This is a genomic window from Pseudomonas mandelii (genome assembly GCF_002251635.1).
Classification (GTDB): domain Bacteria; phylum Pseudomonadota; class Gammaproteobacteria; order Pseudomonadales; family Pseudomonadaceae; genus Aquipseudomonas; species Aquipseudomonas mandelii_B.
Map to the genome: position 1 here is coordinate 1 of NZ_NMOJ01000196.1, position 17,183 is coordinate 17,183.

The following is a 17,183-nucleotide window of genomic DNA, read 5'->3' on the forward strand; positions in this document are numbered from 1 at the left end:
GGNCCGGATCATAGCACCGGGGGTGCGGCAAAACCACGCAACAACTGTGTGGGATAGAGGTTCCAGAGCGTTTTGGAATATTCATCAGGCGACAATTAATTGAAACGCCACGGCGAACATCATCACCGCCACCAGCAGTTCGAGAATTCGCCATGTGCTTGGCCGAGCCAGCCAGGGTGCCAACCATGCGGCGCCCAGTGCCAGGGTGAAAAACCACAACAACGATGCGCTCGCGGCGCCCACGACATAAGCGCCGGGCTCGGTTTGCTGCGCGCCGAGGGAGCCGATCAACAAAACGGTATCCAGATAAACGTGCGGGTTGAGCAACGTCACCGCCAACGCGCTGAGCATCACCGCGCGCAGTGAGCGCACCGTCTGGTTTTCACCTTGTTGCAGGCTTTGTTTCGAGCACGCTCGGCGTAGCGCCTGACTGCCATACCAAATCAAAAAGATCGCGCCACCCCAGCGGGCGACTGCCAACAAGGTCGGGTTTTGCGCCAGCACCGTCGCCAGCCCGAATACCCCGGCGGCCACCAGCATCGCATCGCACACGATGCACAATGCCGCGACCGGCAGGTGATGTTCACGGCGCAGACTTTGCGCCAGTACGAAGGCGTTCTGGGTGCCGATCGCCATGATCAGGCCCAAAGCCACCAGCAGTCCGTTCACATAGCTTTGCCACATAGGATTTACTCCGCGTCCGCTGCCAGGTCGCGCAACACGTGCATTGCGCGTTGGGCATCGGCCTGACCGACGAATAAATGGTCGTGGTAGTAACCGGCGATCACGTTGCAACTGATGCCGGCCTGGCCTAATGCCGTGGCGAAGGCGGCCGTCAGGCCGACGGCTTCGAGGGCCGAGTGCACGTTCAAGGTGATCCAGGCCGCGACGTAATCGAAGCTGAAACCGGCCTGCTCGGCGTGGGAACGTTCGAGAATGACGGTCAGCCCCTCCTGCTCGCGAAAGCTGCCGACGATCTCGAGACCGGCGGGCAGTTTGCCGTCGCGCAACGTGCAGAACACGTAGTCGCCGTCGTTTAGCTGCGGGCTCATGCTGCGCAGCAGCGTTGCCAATGAAGTTTCGCCAGCCATGTCGGTGATCCTTGTTCAAGAGTGCTTGCTGGCTATTCTCCGGTGCAACGCTGTATAAGAAAAACCAATATTGCTGATCGCCCATTAGAGAAACTGATGTTCGACTATAAATTGCTTTCTGCCCTGGCCGCAGTGGTGGAACAAGCCGGCTTCGAACGNGCTGCGCAGGTGCTGGGCTTATCGCAATCAGCGATCTCCCAGCGCATCAAGCTGCTGGAGGCGCGGGTCGGCCAACCGGTGTTGGTGCGGGTCACGCCACCAGCCCCGACCGAGATTGGTCGGCGGCTGCTCAACCATGTCCAGCAGGTGCGTTTGCTTGAGCGGGATCTACAGACGCTGGTCCCGGCACTGGACGAAGAAGGTTTGCCGGAACGTCTGCGCATCGCCCTGAACGCCGACAGCCTTGCGACATGGTGGGCCGCAGCCGTCAGTGATTTCTGCGCCGAGCAGCATTTGTTGCTCGACCTGGTGGTGGAAGACCAGACCGTCGGCCTCAAACGCATGCGCGCCGGGGAAGTGGCCGCCTGTATCTGCGCCAGCGAGCGCCCGGTGGCTGGCGCACGCAGCGTGTTATTGGGTGCCATGCGTTATCGAGCGCTGGCCAGCCCGGCGTTCATCGCGCGGCATTTCCCTGAAGGCGTGCGGGCTGACCTGCTGGCGAAAACCCCGGCGCTGGTCTTCGGCCCGGACGATTTCCTACAACACCGTTACCTGGCTTCTTTGGGTGTGGATGGCGGTTTCGAGCACCATTTATGCCCATCGTCGGAAGGCTTTATTCGTTTGACCGAAGCCGGCCTGGGCTGGGGCCTCGTGCCCGAATTACAGGTGCGCGACCAACTGCAAACCGGCGTATTGGTGGAGTTATTGCCAGATAAGCCCATCGATGTGCCGCTGTACTGGCATCATTGGCGCAATGGCGGTCAGTTGCTGGGGTTGCTGACCGATCAATTGGTGCGTTCGTCGAAGCAATGGCTGGTGCCGTTGGACTGACGGGCAGCGTCAAGCTGCAAGCTGCAAGAGAAAAGCTTGCGGATCGTTTTTAACTTGTGGCTTGAAGCTTGACGCTGGCAGCTGCATCCGTAGGAGGCTACATGAAGATTCTGGTCACCGGCGCAAGCGGCTTCATCGGCGGACGCTTCGCGCGTTTCGCCCTGGAGCAGGGCCTGGACGTGCGGGTCAACGGGCGACGCGCCGAAGGTGTAGAGCACCTGGTACGGCGCGGCGCCGAGTTTATCCAGGGTGATTTGAGTGATGCCGACCTGGTGCGCGAACTGTGCCGTGATGTCGAAGCCGTGGTGCATTGCGCCGGTGCCGTCGGGTTGTGGGGGCGTTATCAGGACTTTCATCAAGGCAATGTGCAGGTCACCGAAAACGTGGTCGAGGCTTGCCTGAAACAGCGGGTTCGGCGCCTGGTGCATTTGTCGTCGCCGTCGATCTACTTTGACGGGCGCGACCACCTGGGGCTGACCGAAGAACAGGTGCCCAAGCGCTTCAAACATCCTTACGCCGCCACCAAATACCTGGCGGAACAGAAGGTGTTCGGCGCACAGGAGTTCGGTCTCGAAACCCTGGCCCTGCGCCCGCGTTTTGTTACCGGGGCCGGAGACATGAGCATCTTCCCGCGGTTGCTGAAAATGCAGCGCAAGAACCGCCTGGCCATCGTCGGCGACGGCCTGAACAAGGTCGACTTCACCAGCGTGCATAACCTCAATGAAGCGTTACTCAGCAGTTTGCTGGCGACCGGCTCGGCGCTGGGCAAGGCCTACAACATCAGCAATGGCACGCCGGTGCCAGTGTGGGATGTGGTGAACTACGTNATGCGCAAGATGGATGTCCCACAGGTGACGCGTTACCGTTCCTACGGTTTGGCCTACAGCGTTGCCGCGCTCAACGAAGGGGTGTGCAAGGTGTGGCCGGGGCGTCCCGAGCCGACGCTGTCGCGACTGGGCATGCAGGTCATGAACAAAAATTTCACCCTGGACATCAGCCGCGCCCGGCATTATCTGGACTACGATCCGAAAGTCAGTCTCTGGACGGCCCTCGATGAATTCTGCGGTTGGTGGAAAGCCCAGGACATTCGCTGACTTTTGCAGTGACAAACCGGCCAGCACTGAACCGAGTTTGGCGTTGAGGGTCAATCGCTGCGGCTGTGGGGTTTATACTCGCCGCCTATAGCCATCACCGCGTTCCACAAAGGTTGACTCAATGTCCATGCGTAACGATGCCAACGACGACTTCGATGATGTACCGAGCCTGCGTGCAGACGTCCTCGATGACGATGATTTTCCAAGCACTACCCGCACCTCCGTGCACTCGCGGACGGCGCCGGTGGTCAAAGTCAAAAGCGCCAGCACCGGCCCGCTGTGGGCATTGGTCGGCGCACTGCTGATCGCCTTCGCGGGCCTTGCCTGGTGGAGCTTCCAGCAAATTTCCCTGATGGGGCAGCAGTTGGTTGCCACCCAGGAAAGCTTTGCGCGTATCAGCGAAGAAGCGGCAGGGCGCCTGCAGGACATTTCCGGCAAGGTCGTGGCCAGCGAANCCAACGTCACCAGCGACAGCGAAGCCCTGAAACTGCAAATCAAGCAGCTGGAAAACCAGTTGCAGGATCAAAGCAAGCAGCAGCAAGGTGTGGTCGGTCAGACCAGCGACCTGGACAAGCGTCTGGCACAAATGACCGCGCAAACCACCGATCTGGACAAGCGCCTGGCGCAGATGACCGCCCAGAGCACCGAACACCAGACCGCCAACACGCAGTTGCAGGCGCAGGTCAAAGCCTTGAGCACCGAGTTGGCCGCGTTGAAAAATGCCCCGGATGACACCAGCAAGTTCGACGCCCAGCTCAAAAGCCTCGGCGCCGATATCGTCGCGTTGAAGAAACAGGGCAACCCGAGCGCCGCCATCGAGCGTCTGGAACAAGACATGATCGTGCTCAAAAGCGAGCAGGACAACCGCCCGGCGGCCGCGCAAGGCGTCACCAATACTGCCGAGTTCGATGCCTTCCGCGGGCAAACCACCCGCAACATCAACACCCTTCAGGCGCAGATCCAGAATCTGCAGCAGCAACTCCGCGCCCGGGCGCAATAGCCCGCGATGGCCTGCGCTTTCCTGAATATTCGTACATATCCCATAGCCGTCTACGCTCTTGAAACACCGACAAGAACGAGGGATGCGCTATGGGGGTTCTGCACAAGTTGGCCGCGCTGGGGGGGATGCTGTTGCTGTGTCTGGGGCAGGTTCAGGCGGCTACGGCGGAAAAGGATGACAGCCAGGCGGCCAAGGCCTTGCTGGAAANNGCCCTGGCCTTTTACCAGAGCAATGGCGACAAGGCGTTCGCCGCGTTCAGCCGTCAGGGCGAGTTTGTCGACCATGACCGCTATGTGTTCGTGGTCGATACCAAGGGCGTGATGCTCGCCAGTGGCGGGCCGTCTTCGGCGTTGATCGGGCGTGATGTGTCCGAAACCCTCGGGCCGGATTTGCAGAAGGCCTTCAAGGACGCCTTGAACGTGCCGGAGGGCAATGGCATCCAGCAGGCCGAATACCGCTGGCAGAACTGGAACGATGGCAAGGTTGAGCACAAACACGTGTTCTATCANCGCGTTGGCCAGCGGATTCTCGCCGTGGGCTACTACTTGCCACGGGCGTCAGCGGAACAGGCGATGGCCTTGCTGAACAAAGCGGCGACGGATCTGGCCAAGGACGAGAAGGGCACGCTGACTGCGATCAATTCTCTAAAGGGTGGCTACTTGCAGGATGACTTGTACGTGTTCGTCGTCGACCTGGACACCGGGCGCTACGTAGCGCATGGCACGAACGTGCGGCTGGTCAATACCGACTTCGGCAAGATCAAGGACCCCGACGGCAAGCCGGTGGGCGAGCCGATCCTGGCATTGATTGCCAAACAGGATTACGGCGAATACGAATACCGCTGGAAAAACCCGGTGACCGGCAAGGTTGAGGACAAGCATGCCTACCTGAAAAAGGTTGGGCATTTTCTGGTGGCTGTGGGGTATTACAGCCCTTGATTAATGGTGACTGACAGACCGCTTTCGCGAGCAAGCCCGCTCCCACAATGGANCNCANATCACATGTGGGAGCGGGCTTGCTCGCGAATGCAGGCGACTCGGTCTATCTACCGAACCTTATCTTCCCGCCCCCGCAACACCCTGTTCGGCATCGCAACCGCCGCCGCCAACCCCAGCAACGACACCGCCGCACTGACCATCAGCAAATGCCTGAACGTCAGCAGTAACTCGGCGCGCAAGGCGTTCTGCGCCTCCCCGGGTGCAGTGTTCAAACCGTCCAGCAACACATTCCCCGAACCGCCCTCGGCAATCATCGACGAACCGGCCAGATGGGCGAAGCTCGAATCTTGCAGCAACGCCAGCAACAGCGCCGACATCAACGCCACGCCCACCGCGCCGCCCAGCGAGCGGAACAGGTTGGTGGTGCTGGTGGCGACGCCGATGTCCCGCTGTTCCACCGAGTTCTGCGTGCCAACCAATGACGTCGGAAATTGCATGCCGCTGGCGATGCCGCTGAGCAACATAAACAGACTGCTGAGCAAGAAAGCCTGGGGCGGACTGAAGGCCATGCCGAGAATCGAGATCGGCATCAGCACCGCCCCCGTCAGGATCATCGGTTTGTAGCGCCCGGTCACCGACGTCATCCGCCCGGCGAAATAAGCGCCCATCGGCAACCCCATGGCCAGCGGCAACAGGTGCAATGCGGCACTGTCGGCACCGGAGCCGGTCACCGTCTGATAACGCAAAGGCATCAACACTGTCAGGGAAATCGCCTGGAAGCTGGTGAAGAAAATCGTGCACCAGCACAGCACCGCGCTGCGGTTGGCGAACAGGTGCATCGGCAGCAACGGCTCCCGCGCCCGGCGCTCATGCCAGACGAACAGCGCCAGCACCAGCACCGCGCACCCGAGAAGGCCCAGCACTTCGGCGCTGCGCCATGAGTGGCCTTGACCGACTTCCGTAATGCCCAGCAGCAAAGCGGTCAAACCGATGATCATCAGCACGGTGCCGAGGTAATCGATGACCGGCTTGCGCTGCGGCACCGGCAGCCCCACCAGGGTGCGATGGGCCACGTACCAGGCACCGGCACCCAGCGGCAGGTTGATCAAAAACACCCAGCGCCAGGACAGGTACTCGGTCATATACCCGCCCAGCACCGGCCCGGCCACGCTGGCCACCGCGTACATGCTGCTGAAGTAGCCTTGATAACGCCCGCGCTCACGGGGTGGGACGATGTCACCGATGATTGCCTGGCTGACCGAGATCATGCCGCCGGCGCCAATGCCCTGGAGAATCCGCGCCAGCACCAGTTGTTCCATGCTCTGCGCCATACCGCAGAACAGTGACGCCAGGGTGAACACGCCCATGCCGATCAGCATCATCGGGCGACGCCCGTACAAATCACCCAGCTTGCCGTAGATCGGCACTGCCACCGTCATCGCCACCATGTAGCCGGAGATCACCCAGGCCAGCAGGTTGACGTCATGAAATTGCGCGGAAATAGCCGGCATGGACACGGCCACAATGGTCTGGTCCAGTGCGCCGAGAAAGATCGCCAGCATCAGGGCGATCAACACGCTGCGAATGGCCGGTTTGGGCGTTTCAGGCTGGTTGAGATTGGTCACGGCTGAAAACCTGGGGGCAGTGATTGACCCGCTAGAGGCAAGGCGAGCGGGGATGCTCGCCAGTGTAAGTCGATAGCAGGCTATTCGATAGCTTCGTAAGGAAGCCCGACGTAATTTTCTGCAATGGTTTTTCGACCGGCTTCGGAGTGTACGAAGTAGTCCAGCTCCGACTCGCAGATGCGCTGGCTGAAAGCGTCGTGGTCATCGAAACGATGCAGCATCGAGGTCATCCACCAGGAAAACCGTTCGGCCTTCCATACCCGGCGCAGGCAGATTTCCGAGTATTTCTCCAGCAAATCCAGGCGCCCCTCGTTGTACACCTTTTGCAAAATGGTGAACAAGGTGCTGACGTCGCTGGCCGCCAGATTCAGGCCTTTGGCGCCGGTGGGCGGGACGATGTGCGCGGCGTCGCCGAGCAGGAACANGCGCCCGTATTGCATCGGTTCGACCACAAAACTGCGCAGCGGCGCGATGCTTTTTTCGATGGACGGCCCGGTCACCAGGGAGTCGGCCAACGCCTCAGGCAGGCGCGATTTGAGCTCATCCCAGAAGCGCAGATCCGGCCAGTCCTCTACCTTTTCGTCCGCCGGCACCTGCAGGTAATAACGCGTGCGGGTTGCCGAGCGCATGCTGCACAGGGCAAATCCACGCTCGTGGCGGGCGTAGACCAACTCTTCATGGACTGGCGGCGTATCGGCGAGAATTCCGAGCCAGCCGAATGGATAGACCCGCTCGAAGACCTTCAGGCATTCAGTCGGAATCGACTGTCGCGCCACGCCATGGAAACCGTCACACCCGGCGATGTAGTCACAATCGAGGCGATACGTCTCGCCATCCTTCTCAAACGTCACGAACGGTTCTGCGGTTTTCATCCCGTGCGGTACGACGTTGCCGGCCTGGTAAATCGTCTGCGCGCCAGCCTCCCGACGAGCGGCCATCAGGTCCCGGGTGACTTCGGTCTGGCCGTAAATCATCACGGTTTTGCCACCGGTCAGGGCTTGCAGATCGATGTGTACCCGGCGCCCGTCGAGGGCCAGTTCGAAACCACCATGGACCAGCCCTTCGGCGTCCATACGCTGACCCACCCCGGCCTGACGCAACAGCTCTACCATGCCTTGTTCGAGCACACCGGCGCGGATTCGCCCGAGCACATAGTCGGGGGTCTGTCGTTCAAGGATCAGGGTGTCGATTCCGGCGTTATGCAGCAATTGGCCGAGCAGCAAACCGGAGGGACCGGCGCCAATGATGGCGATTTGGGTTTTCAGCGTTTTCATTGTTTTCATTGTTTTTATGACTCGCAAGCTTCACGCGACCACGGCCGGTGAATGATTTTTATGGATCGAGTGCTTGCATTTTTCCCTTGCGGGTCTGTCAATTGAAGGTGAAAACTGAGCCGATACCTGTACATTCTGCCAATCGGTGCGATTATCGCCCGTAACCCTCTGAGGCCTGGATTGAAGTGATGAACAAGCCTGACCTGCCTTCGATTCCAGTGTTCAAGCTCTACGGTGAAAGCCTGGACTGGCCGACCCCCGACTTGCTGCACTGTGAAACCATTTCCAAACGCAGCCGCGAACATCAATGGGAAATCAAACCTCACCGTCACGCTGATTTGTGCCAGTTGCTCTTCGTATTCAAAGGTCAGGCAGAGCTTGAAATCGAAGGTAAACACACGCAACTGACTGAACCGGCGATCCTGATCCTGCCGCCGTTATCGGTACATGGTTACCGGTTTTCCGAGGACGTCGAAGGGTTTGTCGTGACCTTGGCCGCGCCGCTGGTGACCCATCTTCAGGCGCAACTGGGCAACTCGGTGAACGCGCTGGCCCAAGCCGAAAGTTACCCGGCGGGCAAGGAAAGCGAGTACCTCAATAGCCTGTTTTCGGCGCTGCAAGACGAATACACCGGCCACCAGCCCGCGCGCGAAATGCTCATGCATTCGTTGGTCAGCGTGATCATGGTGTGGGTCAGCCGTCAGGTGATTTCGCGCCGCGATGCCAGTCAGCGTCCGCATCGCGCCCGGGAATACCTCAACGGTTTTATCCAGCTGGTGGAAGAGACCTATCGTCAGCACGTCAAGGTCGAGGACCTGGCGCATCGGCTGGGGATTTCCGTGTCGCACCTCAACGGCACCTGCCGTGAACTGGCGGGGCAACCGGCGTTGCAGATCATGCACGAGCGTCAATTGCTGGAAGCCAAGCGCCTGCTGACCTACACCAGCATGACGATCAATGAGATGTCGGAGGTGTTGGGGTTCTCCGATCCTACCAACTTCACACGCCTGTTCCGGCGCCGGGTGGGGATCTCGCCCAAGGCTTTTCGCGACCGCTTGAAGGCCGATCAGGACAACGAGGCCTGACCGCCTTCGTTACCGAAGGGCGTTGAGGGTCGCGTTGTGGGGAATGCAGCGCTCGAAGTTACAACTCGCGTAGTCGCGGGGCAGTTGTCGCAACTGCTCGACACGCCAGGCGGCGGTGCCATACAGCGCCAGCGTCGCGGCGCAGGTGATGAAAATGGCGAGGTATCTTCTTGTTTTGGTGTTCATGGCGTTGACCTCTGAACGAATACCCTTCGGTATTACTTTCAGCATAGGTCAGCGCGGGTGAGATGCCAGTGACGCGCGCTACGGATGTACCCCGACATTCAGAACACTGATATCCCCCTGTGGGAGCGGGCTTGCTCGCGAAGGCGGTGGGTCAGTCGCCATAGATGTTGAATGTCAGTCCGTCATCGCGGGCAAGCCCGCTCCCACAGGGGTGTGGGTTCCCGCGCAAAGGCTGCGGTATCACCAATCAAACTGTGGGAGCGAGCCTGATCGCGATAGCGGAGTGCCAGGCAACAAAGATGTCAGATTTCAGACCGACATCGCGAGCAGGCTCGCTCCCACAAGGGGAGTGGAGTCGAGCGCAAAGGCTGCGGTATCACCAATCAAACTGTGGGAGTGAGCCTGCTCGCGATAGCAGAGTGTCAGGCAACAGAGATGTCAGATTTCAGACCGTCATCGCGAGCAGGCTCGCTCCCACAAGGGGAATGGAGTCGAGCGCAAAGGCTGCGGTATCACCAATCAAACTGTGGGAGCGAGCCTGCTCGCGATAGCGGAGTGTCAGGCAACAAAGATGTCAGATTTCAGTCCGACATCGCGAGCAGGCTCGCTCCCACAAGGGGAGTGGAGTCGAGCGCAAAGGCTGCGGTATCACCAATTCTATTGTGGGAGTGAGCCTGCTCGCGATGGCGGAGTGTCTGCCAACATCAATGCCAGATGTCAGACCGCNANNGNGNNGGGTCAGTCGCCATCATTGTTGAATGATCAGCCGCCTTCGCGAGCAAGCCCGCTCCCACAGTTTTGATCAGGTTACAGGCCGATATCCCACTCCGGTTCTTCGGGGAATCTCAAGACCAGAAAATCCAGCATGCTGCGCAGCGCCGCCGGCATGTGCTTGCGCGAGGCGTACACCGCGTACACGCTCATCTGCCGGGGCTCGGCGTGTGGCAGCAGGCGGATCAGTTCGCCGCTGTGGATATGCACACCCGCCTGATAACTGGGCAGCATCGCCACCCCCGCACCGGCCATCGTTGCACGCAGCAAGGTGCTGGCTTCGTTGGCGCTGATGTTGCCCTGCACCGGCACCGACACCGGCTCGCCGTCCTCCTCGAAATGCCAGAGGCTTTTGCCGAAGTAAGAGTGGGTCAGGCAGTTGTGCTGACTCAGGTCCTCGACCCGCTGCGGTGCCGGGTGTTCGCTCAGGTAAGCCGGGGAGGCGCAGATCACCGAGCGGCAGACCGTCAGCCGCCGGGCGATCAGGTTCGGGTCAAGGTCGTTGCTGGTGCGGATGGCCAAGTCGATGCGCTCATCCACCAGGTTCACCGTGCGGTCGAGCATCTGCATATCAATACTGACAACGGGGTANNGTTTGACGTAAGCCGCCATGGCATCCGCCAATTGCGCCTGACCGAACGAGGTGCTGACGCTGATGCGCAGCAGGCCACGTGGCGCCTCATCCGGCTCGCTCACAGCGGCTTGCATGTCGGTGGACAGGTCGAGCATCTGCCGACAGCGAGGCAGGATTTCGCTGCCGGCGGCGGTCAGGCTCAATTTGCGCGTGGTGCGGTGCATCAGGCGTGCGCCGACCCAATCTTCCAGCTCGGCCAGATAACGCGAAACCACCGGCCGTGACAGGTCCAGATGATCGGCGGCGGCCGACTGGCTGCCGAGGTCGACCACTGAGACGAACACCCGCATTGCTTGTAGACGATCCATGATTTGCCCGCTTTCAGAAACAAACTATGTTCAAGCATCGCATTTTTTGTACTGAGTCATGCAACTAAGCTCTGTCCCCATCGCCAGACACGGCATTCGGACAACGGAGCAACAGATGATCGGCTTCACCTCTCTCAAGCGCATTTTGCTGGCCACCGCCACCCTCGGCTTCGCGGCCCACGCTGCGGCGGCATCGACCCTGACCCTGGACGTGTACAACCCGGGCGACAAGGCGATCTTCCCGGTGACCTCGGTTCTGGTCAGCGGTGAGAAAGAAGCGATTCTGGTCGACGCGCAATTCGGTAAAACCCAAGCCGAGCAGCTTGTGACAAAGATCCGCGCCAGCGGCAAGCACCTGACCACCATCTACGTCAGCGATGGCGACCCGGATTTCTACTTCGGCCTCGACACCCTGACCACCGCATTCCCCGACGCCAAAGTGCTGGCCTCGCAGCCGGTGGTGGACCACATCAAGGCCACCGCTGAACACAAATTAGCGTTCTGGGGCCCGAAAATGGGCGCCGACGTGCCGGCCAAAACGATCGTGCCCGGCGTACTCAAGGGCGACAGCCTGATGCTTGAAGGGCAGAAATTGCAGGTGGTGGGCCTGGACGGCAAGCAGCCGGACCGGACCTTTGTGTGGATCCCGTCGCTCAAGGCCGTGGTCGGTGGTGTGGTCGTGGCAGAAAACATTCACGTGTGGATGGCTGATACACAAACCGCGCAATCCCACGCCGATTGGCTGGCTACGCTGCACGCCATCGAAACCCTGAAACCGAAAACCATCGTGCCGGGGCATTACCTGGGGCAGAGCGCCCGTTCGCTGGCCGCCGTGCAGTTCACCGCCGATTACATCAAGGCCTTCGACGAAGAAACCCCAAAGGCCAAAGACGCCGCCGCGCTGATCGCCGCCATGAAAAAACGCTTCCCGACTTTGGGCGAAGAAAGCTCGCTGGAGCTGAGCGCGAAAGTCGCCAAGGGCGAAATGAAGTGGGGTGAATAAGTTTATGTGGCGAGTGGATTAACTGTGGCGAGGGAGCTTGCTCCCGCTGGACCGGGCTGGCGCTCCAGTGCGAAGCGCTCCCCCGCAGTGTTTGCGCCACAGCGCATTCTCAGGTTTTACGACTGCTGCGTAGCTGAACGGGAGCAAGCTCCCTCGCCACAATGTTTGATGCCAAACGAATACACGTATACCCAAGCCAACTGGAGAACGTCATGAGCAAAATCGCAATCATCGGTGCCACCGGCCGTGCCGGCAGCCAACTGCTGGAAGAAGCCTTGCGTCGTGGTCATAGCGTCACGGCCATTGCCCGCGACACCTCGAAAATCGCCCCGCGTGCCGGGGTGGTCGCCAAGGATGTCGATGCCCTTGATGCCCACGCGTTGCAAGCGGCCGTCGAAGGCCATGACATGGTCATCAGCGCGGCGCACTTCGCGACCCTTTCGGCCAGCGCCGTGATCGGTCCAGTGAAGAAAGCGGGTGTGAAACGCTTGCTGGTGGTGGGCGGTGCCGGTTCGCTGCTGTTGCCAGGCGGCAGCCGCGTGATCGACAGCGAGGGCTTCCCGGAGGCGTACAAGGCTGAGGCGAGCGCCGGGGCTGAGTTCCTTGGGAATCTGCGCCAGGAAAAGGATCTGGACTGGACCTTTCTGTCACCGTCGGCGGAATTCGTTGAAGGTGAACGCACGGGGGCGTTTCGGGTGGGCAAGGATGATTTGCTGGTGAGCAGTTCAGGGCGCAGCTGGATCACATTTGCTGATTATGCGATTGCGCTGATTGATGAAGTGGAAGCGCCTGAGCATTCGCGGCAGCGGTTCACCGTCGGGTATTGAGTTCACTATAAAAACCTGTGGGAGCGAGCAAGCTCGCTCCCACAGGTTATGCGTCAAACCGGCAGGGCTCAAAAAACCTGTGGGAGCGAGCAAGCTCGCTCCCACAGGTTATGCGTCAAACCGGCAGGGCTCAACGCGATTGAGCCTGCTCCACCAACCACCCCAACAACTCGCGCAATTTCGGCGAAGGGCCGGGTTTTTCCGGGAACACCAGGTAATACGCCAACCCCGTCTTCACCTTCAATTCAAACGGCATGACCAGCCGCCCGGCGCTCAGGTCATCGCCAATCAATGACCAATCCCCGATCGCCACGCCAGTCCCCTGGGACGCCATCGACATCGCCAGGTCCAGGGTTTCGAAATGCTGGCCCTTGCTGACATTGCTCAAGCGAATCTCCGCGCTGGCCAGCCAGGCTTTCCAGTCGCGTTCGTCGCGGGTCGGGTGCAACAGCATGTGCTGTTCCAGATCTTCCGGCGCCTGCAACGGCACCGGCCCTTCGAGGTACGGCCGGGAGCAGACCGGCGTCAGTTGCTCATCGAACAGCCGATGGGACGCCAGTGATGTCTCCGGCGGTACGCCATAGATCACCGCCGCATCGAACTGCTCGCGATGAAAATCCACGCCGTGTTTCACCGTGGTGGTCAATTCCACAGGCACGTCCGGGCGCTCCCTTTGCCATTGCATCAAGCGCGGCAGCAGCCAGCGCATCACGCAGGTGGAGGCCTTGAGTTGCAAGGTNTCGCGGCGACGGCCGATTTGCTCCACGGCCTCGTCGATCAAGCCGAAAATCTGCTGCACCCGTGGCAGCCATTCGCGTCCTTCAGCGGTCAGGCTCAAGCCCCGCGCCTGGCGGATAAACAATTCATAACCCANATGGCGCTCCAACCCGGCAATCTGCCGGCTCACCGCACCTTGGGTGATGTGCAGNTGTTCGGCGGCCCGGGTGAAGTTGCAGCACTGCGCGGTAATCAGAAAAGTGTGCAGCGCCGGCAGGGGAGGCAATCGTTTCATTTGGATCCAAGGTATGACGTGAGGACATGGCTAGTATGACTTTTTATCCATTGTTGCGGCTACGTGTCGCCCGTTCCAATGAGGCCATCCCTGGACCTGCCCACGCATCATAAACACAGCGCAGGCCCGGCGTCTCAAACGAACAAAAAGGGCAAAGACATGGCGACGTGCGGCGAAGTATTGGTCAAGTTACTCGAAGATTACGGGGTCGAGCAGGTGTTCGGCATTCCCGGGGTTCATACCGTGGAGCTGTATCGCGGGCTGGCCCGTTCGAGCATCAACCACGTCACGCCGCGTCACGAACAGGGCGCCGGTTTCATGGCCGACGGTTATGCGCGCACCAGCGGTAAACCNGGNGTGTGCTTCATCATCACCGGCCCGGGCATGACCAACATCACCACCGCCATGGGCCAGGCCTATGCCGACTCGATCCCCATGCTGGTGATTTCCAGCGTGCAGTCGCGCAGCCAATTGGGCGGCGGACGCGGCAAGTTGCACGAGCTGCCGAACCAGGGCGCGATGATCGCGGGCGTCGCCGCGTTCTCCCATACCTTGATGTCGGCGGCGGAGTTGCCTGGCGTATTGGCCCGTGCGTTTGCACTGTTCCAGGCCGGCCGTCCGCGCCCTGTGCACATCGAAATTCCGTTGGATGTGCTGGTTGAAGAGGCAGACGACTTGCTCGCCAGCCTCCCGGTGAACATCGACCGCGCCGGTGCCTCGCCAAGCGCCATCAGCCGCATGACCGCGCTGCTGGCCGGCGCCAAGCGTCCACTGATTCTTGCCGGTGGCGGCGCCATCGATGCAGCCGCCGAGCTGACCGAGTTGGCCGAACTGCTGGACGCGCCAGTGGCCCTGACCATCAATGCCAAAGGCATGCTCGAATCCAATCACCCGTTGTTGATCGGTTCGACCCAGAGCCTGGTTGCCACCCGCGCCCTCGTCGCCGAAGCCGATGTGGTGCTGGCCATCGGCACGGAGCTGGCGGAAACCGACTATGACGTGACCTTCGCCGGAGGCTTCGAGATTCCAGGTTTACTGCTGCGGGTCGACATCGACCCNGACCAGACCGTGCGCAANTACCCGCCGAAAGTTGCCCTGGTGGCGGACTCGCGCAACGCCGCGCAAGCCTTGCTCGGCGAGCTGTCCAAACACTCGCTGGCCGAGCGTCGCAACGATTGGGGCCAGGTCCGCGCTGCCCGTCTGCGCGAAGACCTCGCTGCCACTTGGGACGCCCCGACCCTGGCCCAGACCCGTTTCCTCGAAACCGTCCTGCATGAACTGCCAGACGCAGTGTTCGTCGGCGATTCGACCCAACCGGTGTACACCGGCAACCTGACCTTCAACCCGGAACGTCCGCGTCGCTGGTTCAACTCGTCCACCGGTTACGGCACCCTCGGTTACGCCTTGCCGGCGGCGATTGGCGCCTGGCTCGGGGGCAGCGTTGAAAGCGGCACGCGTCCTCCGGTTGTTTGTTTGATCGGCGACGGCGGCCTGCAGTTCACCCTGCCGGAACTGGCCAGCGCGGTGGAAGCGCGCGTGCCGGTGATCGTGCTGCTGTGGAATAACCAGGGCTACGAGGAGATCAAGAAATACATGGTTAACCGTTCCATCGAGCCAGTCGGCGTGGACATCTACACCCCGGACTTCATCGGCGTGGCCACGGCCTTGGGCTGTGCGGCTGAAGCGGTCAACGGTGTTGAACAACTGCGCAGCGCACTGCGCGCCGCCGCTGATCGCCAAGGTCCGACCCTGATTGAAATCGATCAGACCCAGTGGATGAAGGCGGTGTCGAAATGAGCTTCCCTACCACTCTTGATGGTCTGTACATCAACGGCCAATGGTCGGCCGGCAACGAACATCTGCGCGTGATCAACCCGGCCACCGAAGCCCTGTTGACCACCGTGAATGGCGGCGATGAAAAAGCCGTCGATCAAGCCGTCACTGCCGCCACAAAAGCGTTCGGCGACTGGTCGAAAACCACCGGCACTGAGCGCGGCGCGATCCTGCGCAGAATCGCCGCTGGGGTGCAGGCCGGACGCGACCACTTGATGACGTTGCAGTCGAGCAACAACGGCAAGCCGCTGTTCGAAGCCGCCATCGACGTCGATGACGTGATCGCCACGTTCGAGTATTACGCCGGCCTGGCCGAAGGCCTCGATGCCAAACAAGACAGCAACGTCGAGCTGCCCACTGACGATTTCAGCGCGCGTGTGCGCCGNGAGCCGTGCGGCGTGGTGGGGCTGATCGTGCCGTGGAATTTCCCGATGGTCACCACCGCCTGGAAACTCGCCCCGGCGCTGGCTGCCGGTTGTTGCGTGGTGCTCAAGCCGTCCGAAGTCACGCCGCTGCCCGAGCTGGAACTGGCGGCGATCATCGCTGAGTCCGGCTTGCCGGATGGCGTGTTCAACCTGGTTTGCGGCACGGGCCTGGCCGTCGGCGCGCCGCTGTCGGCCGACCCGCGTATCGCCAAAATCTCCTTCACCGGCAGCAACGCGGTCGGTGTTCAAGTCATGCAACGTGCCGCAGAAACCGTGAAGGGCGTGAGCCTGGAACTGGGCGGCAAATCCTCGCTGCTGGTGCTCGCCGATGCTGACATTGAGCTGGCGGTGGAAGTGGCCTGTGGCGGCGGTTTCTTCAACGCCGGGCAAATGTGCTCCGCCACCAGCCGCGTGCTGGTCGCTGACGAATTGGCGGATGAGTTCCTCATCCGGTTGAAGGCCCGCGCCGAAGCCATTCGCGTCGCCGACCCGTTCGACCCGAACGTGGAAATGGGCGCGCTGGTCAATCAGGCGCAATACCAGCGTGTGCTCGGTCACATTGATCGTGGTCTGAGTGCCGGCGCCAAGCTGATGTGCGGCGGCAACCGTCCCGCAGACCTGTCCCGCGGTTATTTTTTACAGCCGACGATTTTCACCGAAGTGCCCCTCGACAGTGCGTTGTGGTGTGAAGAGATTTTCGGGCCAGTGATCTGCGTGCGCAGTTTCGCCTCTGAAGCCGAAGCGATTGCCTTGGCCAACGACAGCCAGTTTGGCCTGGTGGCCAGCGTGGTCACTCGCGACAACGAAGCCGCGGATCGCGTCGCAAACGCCTTGCAGGCGGGGCTGGTGTGGATCAACGCACCGCAAGTGATCTTCCCGCAGACCGCNTGGGGTGGTTACAAACAGAGCAGCATCGGCCGCGAATTGGGGCCGTGGGGTTTGCAGGCTTTCCAGGAAATTAAACACGTGATTCGCGCCGTCTGAAGGCACGAAAAAGGTGAGGGCATGCCTCGTATCGAGGCATGCGCTGGTGTCATGGCTTCGATGAGTTTTTATCGATAGTCAGGTGTTTTGCACGACCTCAGGA

16 protein-coding genes are annotated in these 17,183 nt (G+C 60.8%); 9 read left to right on the plus strand and 7 right to left on the minus strand.

Features of this window, described 5'->3' with window-relative positions; all coding sequences use genetic code 11:
* Positions 1-84 precede the first annotated feature (84 nt).
* Together B7L09_RS24120 and B7L09_RS24125 are read right to left on the minus strand one after the other, a co-directional pair.
* Positions 85-684 (minus strand): LysE/ArgO family amino acid transporter, encoded by a 600-nt coding sequence (locus B7L09_RS24120; RefSeq protein WP_094470932.1) that lies wholly within the window; start codon positions 682-684, stop codon positions 85-87.
* A gap of 5 nt (positions 685-689) precedes the next feature.
* On the minus strand, positions 690-1,091 hold the full coding sequence (locus B7L09_RS24125) for an ACT domain-containing protein (protein ID WP_094470933.1): 402 nt from the start codon (positions 1,089-1,091) through the stop codon (positions 690-692).
* A gap of 96 nt (positions 1,092-1,187) precedes the next feature.
* On the opposite strand from B7L09_RS24125, the gene B7L09_RS24130 reads away from it, so the two are divergent.
* The 4 genes from B7L09_RS24130 (at position 1,188) to B7L09_RS24145 (ending at position 5,113) form a co-directional block, all read left to right on the plus strand.
* Positions 1,188-2,081, plus strand: coding sequence for a LysR family transcriptional regulator ArgP (locus B7L09_RS24130; protein ID WP_094470934.1), 894 nt, complete (start codon positions 1,188-1,190; stop codon positions 2,079-2,081).
* A 101-nt stretch (positions 2,082-2,182) separates the two neighbouring features.
* Positions 2,183-3,175, plus strand: a complete 993-nt coding sequence (locus B7L09_RS24135; RefSeq protein WP_094470935.1) for an NAD-dependent epimerase/dehydratase family protein — start codon at positions 2,183-2,185, stop codon at positions 3,173-3,175.
* A gap of 121 nt (positions 3,176-3,296) precedes the next feature.
* Positions 3,297-4,175 carry an ATPase gene (locus B7L09_RS24140; protein ID WP_094470936.1) on the plus strand — a complete coding sequence of 293 codons (879 nt, stop codon included), beginning with the start codon at positions 3,297-3,299 and terminating at the stop codon, positions 4,173-4,175.
* Between the two features lie 89 nt (positions 4,176-4,264).
* Positions 4,265-5,113 carry a cache domain-containing protein gene (locus B7L09_RS24145; protein ID WP_094470937.1) on the plus strand — a complete coding sequence of 283 codons (849 nt, stop codon included), beginning with the start codon at positions 4,265-4,267 and terminating at the stop codon, positions 5,111-5,113.
* Positions 5,114-5,220: 107 nt separating this feature from the next.
* Here B7L09_RS24145 and B7L09_RS24150 read toward each other — a convergent pair whose 3' ends face one another.
* Together B7L09_RS24150 and pobA are read right to left on the minus strand one after the other, a co-directional pair.
* The gene (locus B7L09_RS24150; protein WP_094470938.1) at positions 5,221-6,738 is read right to left on the minus strand and encodes an MDR family MFS transporter; all 1,518 of its coding nucleotides are present in this window, start codon (positions 6,736-6,738) and stop codon (positions 5,221-5,223) included.
* Between the two features lie 80 nt (positions 6,739-6,818).
* The gene (gene pobA / locus B7L09_RS24155; RefSeq protein ID WP_176457762.1) at positions 6,819-8,003 is read right to left on the minus strand and encodes a 4-hydroxybenzoate 3-monooxygenase; all 1,185 of its coding nucleotides are present in this window, start codon (positions 8,001-8,003) and stop codon (positions 6,819-6,821) included.
* A 197-nt stretch (positions 8,004-8,200) separates the two neighbouring features.
* Between pobA and B7L09_RS24160 the strand changes: the two genes are divergently transcribed.
* The gene (locus tag B7L09_RS24160; protein ID WP_094470940.1) at positions 8,201-9,097 is read left to right on the plus strand and encodes a helix-turn-helix domain-containing protein; all 897 of its coding nucleotides are present in this window, start codon (positions 8,201-8,203) and stop codon (positions 9,095-9,097) included.
* Between the two features lie 9 nt (positions 9,098-9,106).
* Here B7L09_RS24160 and B7L09_RS32045 read toward each other — a convergent pair whose 3' ends face one another.
* Both B7L09_RS32045 and B7L09_RS24175 read right to left on the minus strand, forming a co-directional pair.
* Complete coding sequence (locus B7L09_RS32045; protein WP_176457761.1) at positions 9,107-9,283, minus strand: hypothetical protein; 177 nt, start codon at positions 9,281-9,283, stop codon at positions 9,107-9,109.
* Positions 9,284-10,090: 807 nt separating this feature from the next.
* Positions 10,091-10,996, minus strand: coding sequence for a LysR family transcriptional regulator (locus B7L09_RS24175; RefSeq protein ID WP_217902017.1), 906 nt, complete (start codon positions 10,994-10,996; stop codon positions 10,091-10,093).
* A gap of 115 nt (positions 10,997-11,111) precedes the next feature.
* Here B7L09_RS24175 and B7L09_RS24180 point away from each other — a divergent pair, with 115 nt between their 5' ends.
* Complete coding sequence (locus tag B7L09_RS24180; RefSeq protein WP_094470944.1) at positions 11,112-11,999, plus strand: MBL fold metallo-hydrolase; 888 nt, start codon at positions 11,112-11,114, stop codon at positions 11,997-11,999.
* A 212-nt stretch (positions 12,000-12,211) separates the two neighbouring features.
* Positions 12,212-12,826 (plus strand): NAD(P)-dependent oxidoreductase, encoded by a 615-nt coding sequence (locus tag B7L09_RS24185; RefSeq protein WP_094470945.1) that lies wholly within the window; start codon positions 12,212-12,214, stop codon positions 12,824-12,826.
* 130 nt (positions 12,827-12,956) lie between these two features.
* Here the strand turns inward: B7L09_RS24185 and B7L09_RS24190 are convergent, their stop codons facing one another.
* Positions 12,957-13,838: a LysR substrate-binding domain-containing protein gene (locus B7L09_RS24190; RefSeq protein ID WP_094470946.1), complete on the minus strand. Its 882-nt coding sequence runs from the start codon at positions 13,836-13,838 to the stop codon at positions 12,957-12,959.
* A 159-nt stretch (positions 13,839-13,997) separates the two neighbouring features.
* Here B7L09_RS24190 and B7L09_RS24195 point away from each other — a divergent pair, with 159 nt between their 5' ends.
* A complete protein-coding gene (locus B7L09_RS24195; protein WP_094470947.1) occupies positions 13,998-15,635 on the plus strand; it encodes a 5-guanidino-2-oxopentanoate decarboxylase in 1,638 nt (545 codons plus the stop codon).
* Entirely contained in the window at positions 15,632-17,080 is a 1,449-nt protein-coding gene (locus tag B7L09_RS24200) for an aldehyde dehydrogenase family protein (protein WP_094470948.1), read from the plus strand. The genes B7L09_RS24195 and B7L09_RS24200 overlap by 4 nt, the downstream gene beginning before the upstream one ends.
* The last annotated feature ends 103 nt before the right edge of the window (positions 17,081-17,183 follow it).

Coding starts and splice junctions, on each gene's coding strand:
- B7L09_RS24120 (WP_094470932.1), bottom strand. CDS start 684: ATGTGGCAAAGCTATGTGAACGGACTGCTGGTGGCTTTGGGCCTGATC.
- B7L09_RS24125 (WP_094470933.1), bottom strand. CDS start 1,091: ATGGCTGGCGAAACTTCATTGGCAACGCTGCTGCGCAGCATGAGCCCG.
- B7L09_RS24160 (WP_094470940.1), top strand. CDS start 8,201: ATGAACAAGCCTGACCTGCCTTCGATTCCAGTGTTCAAGCTCTACGGT.
- B7L09_RS32045 (WP_176457761.1), bottom strand. CDS start 9,283: ATGAACACCAAAACAAGAAGATACCTCGCCATTTTCATCACCTGCGCC.
- B7L09_RS24180 (WP_094470944.1), top strand. CDS start 11,112: ATGATCGGCTTCACCTCTCTCAAGCGCATTTTGCTGGCCACCGCCACC.
- B7L09_RS24185 (WP_094470945.1), top strand. CDS start 12,212: ATGAGCAAAATCGCAATCATCGGTGCCACCGGCCGTGCCGGCAGCCAA.